This window comes from Paraburkholderia sp. PGU19 (genome assembly GCF_013426915.1).
In the GTDB taxonomy this organism is placed as follows: domain Bacteria; phylum Pseudomonadota; class Gammaproteobacteria; order Burkholderiales; family Burkholderiaceae; genus Paraburkholderia.
On record NZ_AP023179.1, the window covers coordinates 1,913,112 to 1,928,965 of the forward strand.

The 15,854-nt window shown below is 63.5% G+C and carries 11 protein-coding genes; 3 read left to right on the plus strand and 8 right to left on the minus strand.

The window, feature by feature from the left end; genetic code table 11:
- Positions 1-333: 333 nt before the first annotated feature.
- From H1204_RS08775 to H1204_RS08785, 3 genes are read right to left on the minus strand one after another with little or no spacing between them, the layout of a single operon-like run.
- Positions 334-2,808 (minus strand): glycosyltransferase family 4 protein, encoded by a 2,475-nt coding sequence (locus H1204_RS08775; protein WP_180730805.1) that lies wholly within the window; start codon positions 2,806-2,808, stop codon positions 334-336.
- A complete protein-coding gene (locus tag H1204_RS08780) occupies positions 2,805-4,283 on the minus strand; it encodes an oligosaccharide flippase family protein (protein WP_180730806.1) in 1,479 nt (492 codons plus the stop codon). Before H1204_RS08780 ends, H1204_RS08775 begins: the two co-directional genes overlap by 4 nt.
- Positions 4,284-4,342: 59 nt before the next feature.
- On the minus strand, positions 4,343-6,505 hold the full coding sequence (locus H1204_RS08785) for a hypothetical protein (RefSeq protein ID WP_243468611.1): 2,163 nt from the start codon (positions 6,503-6,505) through the stop codon (positions 4,343-4,345).
- 548 nt (positions 6,506-7,053) lie between these two features.
- Between H1204_RS08785 and H1204_RS08790 the strand changes: the two genes are divergently transcribed.
- Genes H1204_RS08790 through gmd form a run of 3 tightly spaced genes read left to right on the plus strand, consistent with a single transcriptional unit; the run spans position 7,054 to position 9,946 of the window.
- On the plus strand, positions 7,054-8,139 hold the full coding sequence (locus H1204_RS08790; RefSeq protein ID WP_180730808.1) for an acyltransferase: 1,086 nt from the start codon (positions 7,054-7,056) through the stop codon (positions 8,137-8,139).
- Positions 8,136-8,906 (plus strand): SGNH/GDSL hydrolase family protein, encoded by a 771-nt coding sequence (locus H1204_RS08795; RefSeq protein ID WP_180730809.1) that lies wholly within the window; start codon positions 8,136-8,138, stop codon positions 8,904-8,906. Before H1204_RS08790 ends, H1204_RS08795 begins: the two co-directional genes overlap by 4 nt.
- Positions 8,903-9,946, plus strand: a complete 1,044-nt coding sequence (gene gmd, locus H1204_RS08800; protein ID WP_042314227.1) for a GDP-mannose 4,6-dehydratase — start codon at positions 8,903-8,905, stop codon at positions 9,944-9,946. Before H1204_RS08795 ends, gmd begins: the two co-directional genes overlap by 4 nt.
- A 55-nt stretch (positions 9,947-10,001) precedes the next feature.
- On the opposite strand, the gene H1204_RS08805 is transcribed toward gmd, so the two are convergent.
- The 5 genes from H1204_RS08805 to H1204_RS08825 all read right to left on the minus strand — a co-directional run bounded on the left by H1204_RS08805 (position 10,002) and on the right by H1204_RS08825 (position 15,853).
- Positions 10,002-11,357 (minus strand): HipA domain-containing protein, encoded by a 1,356-nt coding sequence (locus H1204_RS08805; protein ID WP_180730810.1) that lies wholly within the window; start codon positions 11,355-11,357, stop codon positions 10,002-10,004.
- Positions 11,357-11,677 carry a helix-turn-helix transcriptional regulator gene (locus H1204_RS08810; RefSeq protein WP_243468594.1) on the minus strand — a complete coding sequence of 107 codons (321 nt, stop codon included), beginning with the start codon at positions 11,675-11,677 and terminating at the stop codon, positions 11,357-11,359. Before H1204_RS08810 ends, H1204_RS08805 begins: the two co-directional genes overlap by 1 nt.
- A gap of 266 nt (positions 11,678-11,943) precedes the next feature.
- On the minus strand, positions 11,944-13,104 hold the full coding sequence (locus H1204_RS08815) for a glycosyltransferase family 4 protein (RefSeq protein ID WP_180730811.1): 1,161 nt from the start codon (positions 13,102-13,104) through the stop codon (positions 11,944-11,946).
- 49 nt (positions 13,105-13,153) lie between these two features.
- The gene (locus H1204_RS08820; protein WP_180730812.1) at positions 13,154-14,383 is read right to left on the minus strand and encodes a glycosyltransferase family 4 protein; all 1,230 of its coding nucleotides are present in this window, start codon (positions 14,381-14,383) and stop codon (positions 13,154-13,156) included.
- Positions 14,384-15,853: a glucose-6-phosphate isomerase gene (locus tag H1204_RS08825; protein WP_180730813.1), complete on the minus strand. Its 1,470-nt coding sequence runs from the start codon at positions 15,851-15,853 to the stop codon at positions 14,384-14,386.
- Position 15,854 lies beyond the last annotated feature (1 nt).

The following is a 15,854-nucleotide window of genomic DNA, read 5'->3' on the forward strand; positions in this document are numbered from 1 at the left end:
TTGAGGAAGCGTGAAGCGGGTGACGCGCACCGCAAGAGCGCTGGCAACGTACATGGGTCACGTGATTGTCGTGTGAAGCGTAAGACCGGCTGGGGGCCCTCAGGCAAACACTAGAACTGGTGGTGTTAGCCGCTTTCTTTTGCCTACTTTTCTTTGCGGCGGCAAAGAAAAGTAGGTGCCGCCCCGCACAGGGGCAACGCGTGAAGCTAGATAACGCATCGCGGATGCCAGCGAAAGCCCGAGCAAACCAAACCGCTTGCACAGCAAACCCCACCCTCCGGATGCCAGAACAAACACAAGCAAACCACCCAAACGTCGCAAGACAAAAAAAACCTACACACCGCCCTTTGCCACGCTGGCAAGAATCCTCTCCACGCCTTCGACATACGCCTGGGTCCCAAACTTCCGCACCGCGGTCTGATACCCACGCGCAACAAGCCGGTCGCGCAGCGCCTGATCCGACCTCAACTCAGCAAGCGTATCGGCCAGCGCATGCGCATCGCCCGGGGTACACATCACCCCATTCACACCATCGTCGATGATCTCAACCACACCACCGGCACGTGCCGCCACGACCGGCCGCCGCGCCAGCATCCCTTCAACGATCACACGGCCAAACGGCTCCGGCGTAATCGACGTATGCGCAACCACATCGACGGCACACATGCACGCAGCCACATCATCCTGAAACCCAAGAAAATGCACCCGTCCTTCAAGCCCATTCGATGCAACAAACTCACGTAACCGCGCCTCGTAAGCATCTTCGCCAAACAGCGGCGCGCCCACCAGAACCGCATGCATCTGCGGATTGAGCACCATCGCCTCGAGCAACACATGCTGCCCCTTCCACTGCGCAAGACGACTGAACGAGCCGACAAGAAACGCATCCTGCGGCAGCTTCAGCCGCGCACGCAGCACGCTTTGCGGCGTATCCCGCAACGCACTGAACGGTGCAGCGGAAATGCCGTTGAACACCACATCGATGCGCTTGTCGCCAAAACTGGTCAGCTCGGCAAACGCACGCGCCGAAGCCGCCGAATTGGCGATCACATGCGCCAGACCCAGTTTCGCGCACCATTTGATGATCGCAAGCTGTTTGCTGCCGAAATGCTCGGGGCTAACGATATCGCGCAGATGCCAGACCACAGGGCGCCGCGCAAAGCGTCCCGCAATCGCGCCAATCACCATCGCCCGCTGCGTGTTCGCATAGATCACGTCGCTCTGCCGGGCTCGCGCGACCGTCGCGCGCACCAGTGACGCCACGCCCTTCACCGCCTTCGCGATGGGCGGCGTGCCGCCCTGCTTGCGGATATCGCGCGTCGCGCCGGGATCGAGTACATCGACGGCCACGCCTTCGCGATGCAGCGCCATGCGAAACGGTCCGTCGTCGAACAGCACCACCTGCACACGCGCCTTGAGCGCCTTCACGACTTCCAGCAGCGACAGTTCGGCGCCACCCATCACGCCGCTCTGATCGATCGCAAGCACGCGCAAGGCGCCCGATGCCGGCTTCGGTTCGCTCACCTTCGCGGGCGGTTCATCCACAGGCAGCGTCGCCCCCTGCAACGCGGGCACCGTTTCGCGCACGAAGCCGAAGAAGCGCTCGCGGAAATGCCGGATCGAAAATCGCTCGGCATTTGCGCGGCAGTCGGCGGGCCGGAAGCGCGCGGGATCGTCAGCGAAATCCTCGATCGCGCCGATGATCGAATCGGCCGTCTGCTCGTTGAAGAAAATCCCCGTCGGATGCGACTCGTACTGGTCGCGCACGGTTTCGAGCGCCCCGCCCTTGCCGTACGCAATCACGGGCGTGCCGCACGCCTGCGCTTCCACTACCGAAATGCCGAAGTCTTCTTCCGCTGCGAACACAAACGCCTTCGCGCGCCGCATGTGATCGCGCAACACGTTGAACGGCTGATAGCCCATGATCTGCACGTTCGGCGTCGCCTTCGCGCGCACCTTCTGCATGTCGGGACCGTCGCCGATCACGACCAGTTTGCGCTCCGGCATCCGCGCGAATGCCTCGACGATCAGGTCGATCTTCTTGTACGGCACCATGCGCGAGGCCGTCAGATAGAAGTCGTCTTTCTCTTCGCACAGCGAGAACGACTCGACGTCGACGGGCGGGAAGATCACTTCGGAATCGCGCTGATAAACCTTGTGGATGCGTCGCGAGATGAACTCGGAGTTCGCGACGAACGCATCGACGGAATTCGACGTGCGGATATCCCAGTTGCGCATGTAATGCAGGATCATCCGCGCCAGCGCGGACTTCGGCCCGCTCGTCAGCTTCGACTGCTGCAGATACTGATGCTGCAGATCCCACGCGTAGCGGATAGGCGAATGCACGTAGCTGATGTGCACCTGGTCCGGACCTGTCAGCACGCCCTTCGCGACGGCATGACTGCTCGAGATCACGACGTCGTACGCGGACACGTCGAGCTGTTCGATCGCGAGCGGCATCAGCGGCAGATAGCTGCGGTACTTCGTGCGCGCCTTCGGCAGCTTCTGGATGAAGGAGGTTGTCACGGACTTGCCGCGCAGGAACGTGCGGTCGTCGAGGAAGTCGACGAGGCTGAAGATGTCCGCCTCCGGAAAACACGCGACGATCTGTTCGAGCACACGCTCGGCGCCCGCATAGGTGACGAGCCAGTCGTGAATGATGGCAACCCGCACGGGCCCGACGCTGCGCGCGCCGCGCCGTTTTGCGGGCGGCCTGCCAACGGGCGTGGTCGTGATGAGATCGCGGCCCGCATCGCGCGTCACGGGCGTGGGACGCAGCAGGTCTTCTTCAACGATATCGTGGTTCATGCGCTATTCCTCGGATTGAGTCGCAACTTCAGACGCACAAGCAGCGAACGCGCAAGATCGCGCAATGCAGGGGTCATCGTGAGCGACCACGCGACGTTCGCGCTCACGATGAGCGCGCCCGCGGCAATGGCCATCGGCAGGCTGGAGAGCAAGGTGGCGAGCCACAACGTGCCCACCAGAAAAGCGAGATGCGCGAGCATGTCGAGCACGATCGGACGTGCGTGAATGGCTGACAGTTTCAGCAGCGCGACGTAGTCGAACAGTCCGCGCGCGGCCACGACGACCGCCGCGCCCGTCAGGCCGAAATGCGCAATGCCGAACCACAGTGCGCCCGCGAAGAAAGGCAGTTCGAACAGACCGAGGCGCGCGGCTGTCGCAGGATGCACCTGCGATTGAATGAGAATGCGCGCGAGGTTTGCCTGACCGACGAGCCACACGGAGATGATCAGGATGCGGCCCACGGGACCGCCCGCATCGGCGACTTCGTTGCCCACCCACGCATGCAGGAACGGTTCGAGCACGATGATCGCAACGAGCGCAATGGGCGTGAACACGCCGTTCAGGAATTCGAGCGACTGCCGCATGATGACGTCGGCATCGTCGCGGCCCACTGCCGAGAGACGCGGAAACAGCGTGCGCTGCAGCGCCGTCGGCACGATGTTCAGGCGCGTGACGAGGTTCTGCGGCACCGTGTAATACGTGACGAAACGCGCGCCGAGGCTCGTGCCGAGCATCACGCGGTCGAGCGATTCGGCGACCATCCCCGAGATGCTCGCAATCAGCATCCAGCCGCCGAAGTTGAAAAGTCCCTTCGCCACCTTGAACTGCGGCGCGCGGATATGGCGGATGCCGAGCACGTTGAGCGCGGAGCGTCCGAGCAGGATCGCGGCGAGCAAACGCGCGACCACAGCCGCCGCGAGCACGTTCTGCAGCGTCGGCCCCATCATCCAGGCGGCGGCGAGCGGCAGCAACTGGAACAGGAAGGTGCCGAGCGTCTGGTTCGTGTTGTAGATGCCGAAGCGTTCCGCGCCGTTGATCGCGCCCGCGAACACCCACGAAACATTAGCGAGCGGAATCGCCACCGCGAGCCACGGCAGCGCCATATAGACCTCGTGCTGCAGTTCAGGCGACACCTTGGAGAAGTAAGCGGTATAGAGCGCCGCACCGAAGTAGATGACGAGCCCGCCGACGATGCCCGTCGCCAGGTTCAGCCACGTCGCGCTCCAGAACACCTGCTCGCACGCCTGCTCATCGTTCGATGCACGCGCCTTCGAGATGTGGTTCTGCGCGGCCATGCTCATGCCGAGGTCGAGAATGCTGAAGTAGCCGATCAGCGTCCAGACGAGGCTGATCACGCCGTAGCGTTCGACGCCCAGCAGCTTGATGTACGACGGCACCGTGACGAGCGATACAAACGTCGGCAACACCAGCCCGATCAGGTTGATCACTACGTTTCTGAGGATGCCTTTATCCATCGGATGCCTTTCTGGTCAGTCATAGGTTTGGGTAGCGTGTGGGTGGAGAGGCGTCGTGCTTATGTTTTCGATGCCGGTTTCCAGCGGTACATCAGCACCTTGCCGCGCGCGTCTTCCTCGACGAACACGAGGTACTCGCCATCGTCGCGGCGATATGCGCTGATGCCGTTGGGCACGTCGACCCAGCCCGATGCGTGGCCCACCTCGGGCCCCGGTTGCATCGTGCCGACGGGCGTGCCCGTGTCCTTGTCGTAGACGTGCACGGTGCCAACGGGCTCGACGGCGAACACGTATCTGCCTTCGACGGTGAGGCCGATCAGCGTCGAGACGGGCTTTGCTTTCGTGTCCCACGGCAGCGGCAGCGTGTAGCGCGCGACGGGGTTGCCGCTCGACCACTTGTCGTAGCGCACCATCACGCGGCCCACTTCCTTCCAGAAGCCACGGTCGAAAGGCGCTTCGGCCGTGTAGCCCGTCACATACATCGAATCGGTCTGCGGGTCGTAGATCGCCCGTTTGATTTCGCTGAACGGTTGCGGCACGGGGTATGAAGTCATGTCCGCGTACGAGTAGACGGGGTTGCCCTTCGCATCGAGACCGCCGAACCGGAAGCGGTTGATGCCCTTCGAATCGCGCGCGCGCCAGATGTCGCCGTTGGTGTCGACCCACCAGCCCCAGCCGCCCGCGAGGTGCGTGCCCGTCGTGTTCGGCGTGAACTCGTCGGCGTCGAAGCGGCCGTTGCCATTGCTGTCGCGCCAGATCCAGTCGCCGCCCTTCGGTGCGTTCGGCACCTTCAGCACGGCGCGCTCGCGGCCCGCGATGAAGCCCGAAGGCGTCGCCGTCTCGCCGTCGCGGCCGCCGTCGAAGCGATAGATCTTCAGATGGTCCGCATACATGTCCGTGAGGAACAGGAAGGTGCGGCCTTTCAGCTTGCGGGCGATGGGCAGGCCCGGCCACTGGTCGGTGTTGAAGACGGGATCGTCGGGATATTTGAAGCGGTTCGTCAGGAAGCCCGCGTAGGTCCATTGCTGGCCCGCCGGCTTCGACAGATCGAGCGTGAAGCGCTTGTTGCCCGAATAGACGCTGTCGGGCCGCGACGGGTCCATCCACGCGCCATCGACGAACAGCAGCCCTTCCACCTGCCACACGCGCCTGCCGTCGGGCGCATAGCTTTCGAGCGTCGCGCCGAGGCCCGCTCCCGTCGGCTCAAAGCGCGGACCGATGCCATTGGTCGAGACGTAGACGTTGCCGCGCGCATCCACGCCTACGCCCGTGAGTCCGTTGAAACGCTGCGGTCCTGGCTTGCCCGCGACGCCCGAGAAGATGCCGCCGCGCTCGCCGAGCGTCGAGGTCAGCGCATAGCCGCCGTCGCGCTTGCCGAAGAACAGCACCTGCTGGCGCGGGCCGTTATCGGCGATCAGCACGCGGCCCTGAGGATCGACGGCGATATCGACGGCGACCGTGTCGGCGGGCAGCGGCAGTTCGTCTTTCAGACGCTGCCCGTTTGCATCCAGGTGCGCGACTTTCGGCTTGTCGCCGAGCGTGTCCGTCAGCACCCACAGCGTGTCGTCGCCCGCGCGCGTGATGCGGCCCGGTGCCGGCACGCTCCATTGCGCCTTGCGCTGCATCGATTCGGCGTCGTACACCTCGATGCGGTTCTGCGATGTATTCGACGCGTAGAGCGTCGTATCGCTCGCAGCGAGCCCGTTGATATCGCCGCGCGTGCCCGTGGGCACGTCGTTGACCATCGCGAATGCGGCGGCCGCCTTCGCATGCGGATCGATGCTGCTCACGGCGGCCTGGAACGTGGCGACGCGCTTGGTATCGCCGATCTCGCGCCGCGAGATGCCGTACCACTGGCGGCCCTTGTCCGGCCACACGCCCTGCCCCACGAGATGTCCCTTCTCGTTGCCGACGCCGACAGCCACATACGCATAGCGTTTGTTGATGGCGATCGCGTTGCCGCCGCTGTTACCCCAGCCGTGCGTGCCGCCCGCGAAGCCGAGCATCTTGCCGTTCTGATAGACGCTCGCTTCCGCGCCGCTCTCGTCCCACGGCGCGTTCGTATAGACCTTGCCGTCGGGCGAGACGGCGAGTGCCGTGATGTTGATCTGCGTCCACGCGCCGTCGCCGTAGCCGAAGGTATTGCCGATCCATGACGTCTGCACGTTCAGCGCAGGTTCGGCGAACGCATGCAGTGTCGCGAGAAGGGCAAACGCGCACATCGCGCGAGCAAGCGTGAGTCGGGACAACGTGAGTTCTCCAGTCGAGGCGAAACGAAGGCACGCGATAACGATGCGTGTTCGCCAGATGCAAGGCGGAAATTCGAATGGCGGCGCAATACGCTCAGTGGCGTTAATGCCCATTGATCCAATCAGCGCTTAACGGTAAGTGCAAAGAATGCAGGACGAAAATCGCAAATAATTCAAAATTATTCGTCGGTTGAAACGCACGAAAAGAAAGCAGAAAAAATGTGCGCCGAATTTTTTTCGGGCATTTTTTTGCTTGAAATGCTCCGTCATTTACCGATACGGCGATCCGATCCGAAGTTCTTACCGGTTCGCGTCGCGTGGATGTTTCGAGGTGTAACCGGGCGTATGCGGATATGAAAATCCGCTTTCCGTTATTCAAATCAATTCGTTTATTTCATTCCTGTTTTTTAGGGTTTTTATTTACCTAGAATCAAACCCGTTTTTACCGTCTTCATGGTGATCGCCTCGCGACACCGTGCATGGCCCATTGACTGCCGCATCAGGCGCATACACGGACGCTCATGACAGCCAGCACCCTGCCCGCCACGCCTTCTCATCACCGACGCATCGTCCAGCTCGACGGCCTGCGCGCGATCGCCGTGCTCGCGGTGTTCGCGCAGCACGCGCTGAAGGCGCCGCTGTGGATGGGCGTCGACCTGTTCTTCGTGCTGAGCGGCTTTCTGATCACCGGCATCCTGCTGGACCGCAAGGCGCGCCAGCAGTCGTATTTCAGCTACTTCTACGCTCGCCGCGCGCGCCGCATCCTGCCGCCGTATCTGCTGCTGATGGTGGTGTCGTCGCTGCTGTTCGGCTTCGGCTGGGCGCAGCACTGGGAGTGGTATGCGTTCTTCGCGACGAATATCGGCGATGCGCTCAACCAGAGCGGTCATGACAGCCTGAACGTGCTGTGGTCGCTCGCCGTCGAAGAGCAGTTCTATATTGTCTGGCCGTTCGTGATCCTGCTCGTGCCCGAACGTGCGCTCGGCTATGTCGCGGCCGCGCTGATCGTGCTCGTTCCCGTGCTGCGCGCCGTCGCGACGCCCTGGTTCGATTCGTTCTGGCCGATCTATTACCTGACGCCGTTCCGCATGGATCTGCTCGCAGCGGGCGCGCTGCTCGCCGTCGCCGTGCGGCGCGATGCGAACGCGCTTGCGCCGTTCAGGCTGCTGGCCGTCCTCGGCGTGTGCGTCGCGCTGGCCGTGCTTGCGTGGCTGCATCTGCACTATCCGCGTTTTCGCGCGGCCAATACGCCGCTGTCGAATGCCGGGCTGTATAGCGTGTCGCTGTTGCTGTGCACATCGGTTGTCGTGATCGCGCTGCAGAGCAAGGGCATCGTCAAGCGGGTGCTGTGCAATCCCGTGCTCGTCTATATCGGCACGATCAGCTACACGATCTACCTGATCCACCTGAGCGTTCTCTACGCACTCTGGCCGCTGCATTACAACCGCTACGTGACGGCCGCGCTCGCGCTCGCGATCACGCTGGTCTATGCGAGCGCATCGTGGTTCGGCTTCGAGCTCCGCCTGATTCATGGCAGCGCGACGCGTGGCCAACAGGCCGACGCCGCGTTGCATGCGACACGCGAAGCATCGAGGACGAGCGCTTGATGCGCGCGCTGATGCCGCGCGCCGCGCTATGCGCGCTCGTTTGCGCCGCCGCGCTCGCGCATGCTGACCAACGCGCGCAGCCGGACGTGCTGATCGAAGCCTATGGCGACTCGACCACGCTCGGCATTTCGTGCAGCGACGGCCGCTGCGGGCCGCGCGCCGATAACGCGGTGACGTATCTGCAGGACGCATTGCGCGCGAAATATGGCGGGCGCGTGTCGGTCGTGAACAAAGGCGTCGGCGGCACGATGGCAACCCAATTGCGCGACGGCACAGGCCCGGGACGCAACGGCCCGTGGAAAGACCGCCTGGCAGCGTCGAATGCGCAGATCGTCACGATCAACTACGGCATCAACGAAGTGATGCACAACCAGACGCCAGAGCAGTTCTATCAGGCCGAAACCGATCTCGTGAAGACCGCGCAGGCGCTCGGCAAACTGCCCGTGCTGCAGACGTCGAACCCGATGCCCGATGGCCGCCTGAACGCGCGGCTCGCAGAGATGGCCGCGATGACGCGGCGAGTCGCCGCCGAACAGCAGGTCCCGCTCGTCGACCATTACGCGCAAATCACCGCAATGGCCGACTGGAAGACCCATATGTCCGACGGCGCGCATCCGAAGCCCGAGCTGTATCGCGTGAAGGCGCAGCAGGATTTTCAGGTGATCGATCCGCTCGTGCGGCGTCTGTTCGGCGTCGCAGCCGACTCGCCACGCGCCGTCTCCCCTATTCACTCCACTTCCGACAACCCGACGAGAGGCAACTCATGACCACACAACGCAAAGCTATCATCACGGGCGTATCCGGCCAGGACGGCGCCTATCTGACGAAACTGTTGCTCGGCAAGGGCTATCAGGTCACAGGCACGTATCGCCGCACCAGTTCCGTCAATTTCTGGCGGATGGAAGAACTCGGCGTGATGGACAATCCGAATCTGCAACTCGTCGAGCACGATCTGACCGACGCCGGCTCGACGCTGCGTCTGCTCGACACCGTGCAGGCCGACGAGCTCTACAACCTCGCGGCGCAGAGCTTCGTCGGCGTGTCGTTCGACCAGCCTTCGACGACCGCGCAAGTCACGGGCGTGGGCGTGCTGAACCTGCTCGAAGGCATCCGCACGGTGAACCCGAAGATGCGCTTCTATCAGGCGTCGACGTCGGAGATGTTCGGCAAGGTGCAGGCCGTGCCGCAACGCGAAGAAACGCCGTTCTATCCGCGCAGCCCGTATGGCGTCGCCAAGCTGTTCGCGCACTGGTCGACGATCAACTATCGCGAGTCGTACGGCATGTTCGCGACAAGCGGCATTCTGTTCAATCACGAATCGCCGCTGCGCGGCCGCGAGTTCGTCACGCGCAAGATCACCGACACGGTTGCGAAGATCAAGCTCGGCAAAGCCGACGTGCTCGAACTCGGCAATCTCGATGCGAAGCGCGACTGGGGCTTCGCGCTCGAATACGTCGAAGGCATGTGGCGCATGCTGCAAGCGGATGAACCCGACACCTACGTGCTCGCGACGAACCGCACGGAGACGGTGCGCGACTTCGTGAAGATGGCGTTCGCCGCTGCCGGTTACCAGCTCGAATGGTCGGGCCGCAACGAGAACGAAAAAGGTATCGACGTGCGCACGGGCAAGACGCTGATTCGCGTGAACCCGAAGTTCTACCGCCCTGCCGAAGTCGATCTGCTGATCGGCTGCGCGGACAAGGCGCGCGAAAAGCTCGGCTGGAACCCGGAGACCTCGCTCGAGCAGTTGTGCAAGATGATGGTCGAGGCAGATGTTGCGCGTAATCAGAATGGGGTGTCGTGCTGATAGCGGCTTCTCACCTCTGACAGCGAAAGGGCGCGTGAAGCGCCCTTTCTCTTTTCTAAAGCAGCTTGCGATCGACCTGAGGGACCATCGGCGCGAACTGCAGCAGGCGTTCGGCTTGCACGGCGATGAAGTCCGATATCGTGTGCACCAGCGCACGTTCGTCGCCGACATAGACGTTCGAGCGCGCCAGTTCGGGTGCGAGCGCCTTCGCGGCTTGCGCCATGCGCGTCATTTCGCGGCCGAGAAAGCGTGGCACCGTGCCCGTCCGCCGCGCGAAATCCGCCAGCGCGAACGGCGTGATGTCCTCCAGCCGGAAGGCGTCGCCATACCCCATCGCCATGTCCTGCTCGACGCGCTCGCCATACGCATTGACCGACACCAGGTCGTAAAGCGGCGCAGGTTCGAGACCGCCGCCGTGCATGAAAAAGGACAGGTTTTTCCCATGCGCGTCGCTGTTGCCGATCAGCAGTTGAAACAGCGCCCACCGGATCATGAAAGTACGGGCGGCAGCGGGATTGTCGAGATGCCGCTGAAGCGCGAACAGCTTCTCGAAGCTCACGCCCTCGCGGATGTTGCGCACGTCCGGCGTGTTGCCGAAATTGCGCTCGTATTTGAACGTGACGGGCAGATCGAGCGCCTGACAGCCGTCGATCACATGTCGCCGCCGCACCGCGTGAATCGACTCGCCATCCGACGGGTCCAGTTCGACCGTCCGGTCGAACCGCCCGATCAGCAGGATCGGTTCGGGAATGCGCCGGATCGAAACGGGCGCGGTCAGCAAGCCCATGCGGGACGCCAGCGTCATGCAGTAGTGCTCGTTGGCGACCATGCACGGCGTGACCGGGCTGCGCGATTCCGGCTTCAGAATGTGTGTCGAACTGAGCGGTCCGTCGGCAAGCGCGATGCGCTCGCCTTCCACCAGCACTTGCAGCTTGTCCTGATAGCCCGCCACCGACAGGCGAACCTTGCCGTCCCACACGGGGAACGGAATCACGTCCCGCTCGCGGATGCGCTGGCTCAGTTCATCGGGTGTAATTTCCCGGCGCGCGGGTGGCCGTTGTTCCGGGTGAACGGGCTGGCCGTCATCGTCCGCGGCAAGAAAGCTCAATGCGCCGACGGGCTCCTTGCCGAGCATCCGGATAAGCCCATACGTGTTGTCTTTCGACACCTGATAGACAACCGACGCGACATCGAGCGCCCGCCCCTCCGGCAACAGATTGGCGATAAACCGATGCACGGCGCCCGCCGGCGGTTCATCGCCCGATAACGGGATGTGCGGAGACAGCGGAAACGCCTGCCGGCGCCCGGGCCAGTTTGCGTCGTACGCGAAGCGGTAGAGGCTCTGCCGCGCGTCGAAGTCCAGACGGCCGACTGCTCCTTCGTGAGCCGTCACATGAAGGGCATGAGGCATCAGGATGCCTCCGGCGGTGTACCTGACGCCGTGTTTGCGTTGAACGGTTCGACGGCATCGAGCACCGCGCTGGTTTCCTGATTTGTGAAAACCAGCATGTTGAGGCCGAGTCCGTTCAACACCTTGAACACCTTGTCGAGACTCACCGACCGGCCGTTTTCCAGCCGCGACAGGACGTCTTTGGAGATGCCGAGCATGTCGGCGGCGTCGTCGATGCGAAGCTCGCTTTGCGCACGCCGGTTGCGCACGAGCCGGCCCAACGCTGCCATGTCGCCAGCCAGTGGATTGACGGAGGTGGGTCGAGGCAAGGTGCGGGCCATAGTTCCGGAATTCCAGGAATAAAACCGCTCACGGTCGTCGTGAGACCGATAATTACGAGAATATCGGAATTATGGAGAAAAGAAGCGTGAACTGTCAATAGTTCTGATATTTCAGGAATTAAGTCTTGCGAGGTCGATGAAACCTAGATAATTCCTTAAATATCGGAATTATAGCGGTGCCCGTCAGCGACGAATGCCTGGCCGCCCGTCGCGGCAAAAAGAAAGGGACGGCCCGGGCCGTCCCTTTCCGTCACGGTGTATCCGGCCTAGGCCGCCGCCTGAATCGCCTCGTTGTACACGGCCGCGACCCGCTTCGCGATCACGGGATTGTCGAAATTGGCCCGCGCATACGCACGGCAAGCATCCGAGTCCGGCAGCCTGATCGTTCCATCAAGCGCCTTGCCCAGGCCATCGGCGATCGCATCCGCGCCCGTCGAAGGCAGCACGAGATCCTGCGACAGCCCCGCTACCGCTTCCGGCAGACCGCCCACGGGCGTCACCAGCACGGGCGTTCCCGACGCCAGCGATTCGACGGTGATCAGCCCGAACCCTTCGAGCGCCACGGTCGGCACCACGCTGATCGTGGCCGCGCGATAGAGCGCGGCCAGGTGCTCGTCCGGCACGAAGCCGAGCAGCTTCACGTTGTCGCCGAGACCGGCATCGTCGATGCGTTGCTGCAACTCCTGTTGCAAGCGCCCTTTCCCTGCGATCAGTAGCAGCACGTCCGGATTGCGGCGCTTGACCATCTTCACGGCGTCGATCAGATCTTCGAGACCCATGCGCCGCACGAGACGCCGCACGGCCAGCACGATCGGCCGGCCCAGCGGCAGTTGCAGACGCAGCCGCGCTTCGTTTTGCGTAAGCGGCAGATTGAACTGGTCGACGTTCACGCAACCCGGCACGACGCGCACGCGGTCGGCGGGAATGCCGTAGCGCGACGTCAGAATGCGGCCGAACGCATCGGACAGCACGATCAGCCGCGACGAACGCGCGTACACGGTCTGCTCCAGATAACGCTTGGCGCGCTGACCGAGCGAGTCCGCGCCTTCGACGTGACTCTCATCAGCCCATGGCCCCTGAAAATGCGACACCTGCGGAATGCCGCGCATCGCGTCGAGGCCGGGAAACGTGTACAGCGCGAAGTGCGACGAGATCACGTCGGGACGCTGCTCGCGAATCTCGCGGCGCAGCGCGCGGCGCGCGGCCATCAGGCGCAGCGGCAGCGATTGCGCCGCGGAACCGAAGCCCTGGATCGCGCCGTTGGTGTCCTGCGCGACGCGCTCGGAGCCCGCGACGACGCCACGCACTGCGACGCCTGCGCCGGGCAGCGCGCCGATCAGCGAGTAATACATGCGGTCGAGACCGCCCGCGCGCTCGGGAAACCAGTGCATGCCGATTTGCAGCGATTTGATGGAACGAGTGGTCATGGTGTGTGCTTTCCTTGTCGTTGTCGATGTGCGCATCAAGCGGCGTGCGTCACGCGCGATCCGCGCGTTGCGGGCCTGCGAGCACGTTCGGCGCCAGCGCTTCGGCGTCGTTGTCGTTGAGGTTCTTCGTGCGGCGGCGGTCTTCGCGCTGCCCCGCAATCTGCCGGTACAGCGCGATGTACTGCTGCGCCATGCGCGCCCAGCCGAAGCCCGTCGCGAGTTCATTGGCCGCGCGGCCCATCGCGAGCCGTTGCGCGTCGTCCGATGCGAGACGTCCCACGGCTTGCGCGAGCGCCTGCGGATCGTCGGGATCGTCGAGCACGATGCCGCATTCGGGCGTGATGATTTCCGCCCCGCCCGCCGTGTGCGCCGTGACGACAGGCAGACCCGCCGCCATCGCTTCGAGCAGCGACAGGCTCATTGCTTCGTAGCGCGACGGAAACACGTACGCATCGACGGAATGCATCAGCACGGGCATCTCTTTGACGAGGCCGAGAAAGTGCACGCGGTCCGCAATGCCGAGCGCTTTCGCTTCTTCCGGATACGGACTGCCCGGCAGATAACCCGCCACCGCGATATGCACGCGCTCGGGCAGATGCGTCAACGCCTTGAGCACCGTGCCAAGATTCTTGCGCGGCGTGCGCAGATCGCCGACGAACAGCAGCAGGAATTTGTCCTCGGGCAACTTGAAGCGCGAGCGGTCGCCCTGCGCGGCGGCGAAGCCCTGCGTATCGACACCGTTGTAGATCACGTCGAGCCGGTTGCGCGGCGTGAGGCCGATCGCGGCGATCTCGGTCGCGACCTTCTGCGACACGGCCGTGATCACACGCGAACGTCGATACGCCCAGCCTTCGAGCACGGCATTCACACGCGTATAGACGAACTGATACGCGGACCACAGCCCCTTGCTCAAACCGAACGGGTAGTACTTGCTGTTGAACCAGCCGCTATGAACGAAGTGTGCGGTGTTCACGTCGGCGGGCATCCACGTGATGAAGCCGTTGACGTGCAGCACGTCGTATTCGGCGCGGTGCTTGCGCAGCCACCACGCGCTCTTCAGCGCGAACACCTGCTGGCGGAGCAGATTGGTCGGCCAGAAGCGGCCGATTTTCATGGGCGCCCAGCGCACCAGCGGATGTTCGAGCAGTTCGGGCGCGACATGCGAGGCGACCAGCGTGACCTCGATGTTCTCGTCGAGCGCCGCGCGCGCGATCTCGTGATTGACGCGGCCCTGCCCGTCGTTATGACGCACTACGTGCGTGACGATGGCGACTCTCAATCAGTGGCCTCCAGGAAAGAATGAATGGCGGCGCCGGTTCAGCTTCTGCCAGTGCGCCGCGGAAATAATCGAAAACACGCCCATGAAGAGCAGCAGGCCGCCCGTGCCGACGAGCGAATTGGTGAACACCAGCATCGCGAAGATCGCCAGCGCGAGCGACAGCGAAGCGGACGCGAACTTGTCGTCGCGCAATTTGAACGATGCGCGCAGCGCGCGCACCAGCAGCCAGATCACGCCCGACATGTACAGCAGCGTGCCCGGCCAGCCGAGCACGAACGGAATGTTCATCACGCCGCTGTCGAAGTTGCCGTACTGGCCGAGCTGGCCGCCGTCGTTCGACAGCTTGGTCGAAGTGCCCGTCGCGCCCAGCCCTTCGCCCGTCACATCGGTGAAGGCGGTTTTCGCGAAGGTCGCGTAGAACTCGTTACGCGCGGCGTAGCTCTGGTCGTCGTGCAGATTGACGATCGTGTCGAGACGCGCCTGCATCCGCTCGGCGACCGGGCCGATAGCCAGCAGCGGCACGCACAGGCCAACCAGCAGCACCGCGCTCGCAACGATGCGGATACGCACCTTGTTGTTCGACTTGGCGAGCTGGATCAGCATCGCGATGACCCAGCCGCCCCACGTCGAGCGCACCAGTGAGAGACAGAACGACAGGAAGCCGAGCGCGCCCGCGACCCAGCGCACGCGATGGTTCGCGGCCATCACGTAGACCATCGCGCCCATCATCGCGAGCGCGAACGGGCCGGACGAATTCATCGTGCTGAATACGCGCACGCCGAACGGCACCGGGTCGCCCTGCGAGTTCATCTGCGAGCCGAGCATCCACAGCGCGTCCCACTGCGGCATGATGAAGAACTGCACGAGACCGTAGCCGCCCATCAGCAGCATGCCCCAGATGAAGGTATTGATGATGGTCTCGCGGAACTCCGGGTACTGCCGCGAGTGCGCCATGATGTGAAAGCCGATCAGGATCGGATAGACCCAGTTCGCGAGGTCGTACAGGGCCGCCAGCGGGCCGCTGGAGACGACGCCGATCATGAAGGCATACCCGAGCCCCGCCAGCACCAACAGGACGGGCAGACCGCGCCGTTGCGCGAGCACGGGGTAGAAGCGGATCAGCGACAGCCCGCTGATCATCGTCACGGCGAGGGGCGCGACCTGGATCAGACTGGTCGGCGTGAACGCGCCTTTGGACCAGTCGGCGAGACGCCGCACTTCCGGACTCAGGAACCACAGCCACCACATGTAGCCGACGTACTTCGCGGGCGCCTTGAAGTACAGCCAGAAACCGACGGCGATCGACAGCACCGGGAATGCGAGCGTGAGCACCGTCCCCTGATGCGCGACGATCAGCATCGCCGTGACGAGCCACAGCAACGCGGGCGGCAGCCAGACGCTCTTATGGCTCTTGTCGCTCTTGACGGCGCGTACAGCGCTGTCGATCCCGGCTCGTGCAATCGACGACATC

Excerpts from the sequence above, each read along its gene's own strand:
- H1204_RS08775 (WP_180730805.1), bottom strand. The coding sequence starts at position 2,808 with ATGAACCACGATATCGTTGAAGAAGACCTGCTGCGTCCCACGCCCGTG.
- H1204_RS08780 (WP_180730806.1), bottom strand. The coding sequence starts at position 4,283 with ATGGATAAAGGCATCCTCAGAAACGTAGTGATCAACCTGATCGGGCTG.
- H1204_RS08785 (WP_243468611.1), bottom strand. The coding sequence starts at position 6,505 with ATGTGCGCGTTTGCCCTTCTCGCGACACTGCATGCGTTCGCCGAACCT.
- H1204_RS08790 (WP_180730808.1), top strand. The coding sequence starts at position 7,054 with ATGACAGCCAGCACCCTGCCCGCCACGCCTTCTCATCACCGACGCATC.
- gmd (WP_042314227.1), top strand. The coding sequence starts at position 8,903 with ATGACCACACAACGCAAAGCTATCATCACGGGCGTATCCGGCCAGGAC.
- H1204_RS08805 (WP_180730810.1), bottom strand. The coding sequence starts at position 11,357 with ATGCCTCATGCCCTTCATGTGACGGCTCACGAAGGAGCAGTCGGCCGT.
- H1204_RS08810 (WP_243468594.1), bottom strand. The coding sequence starts at position 11,677 with ATGGCCCGCACCTTGCCTCGACCCACCTCCGTCAATCCACTGGCTGGC.
- H1204_RS08815 (WP_180730811.1), bottom strand. The coding sequence starts at position 13,104 with ATGACCACTCGTTCCATCAAATCGCTGCAAATCGGCATGCACTGGTTT.
- H1204_RS08825 (WP_180730813.1), bottom strand. The coding sequence starts at position 15,853 with ATGTCGTCGATTGCACGAGCCGGGATCGACAGCGCTGTACGCGCCGTC.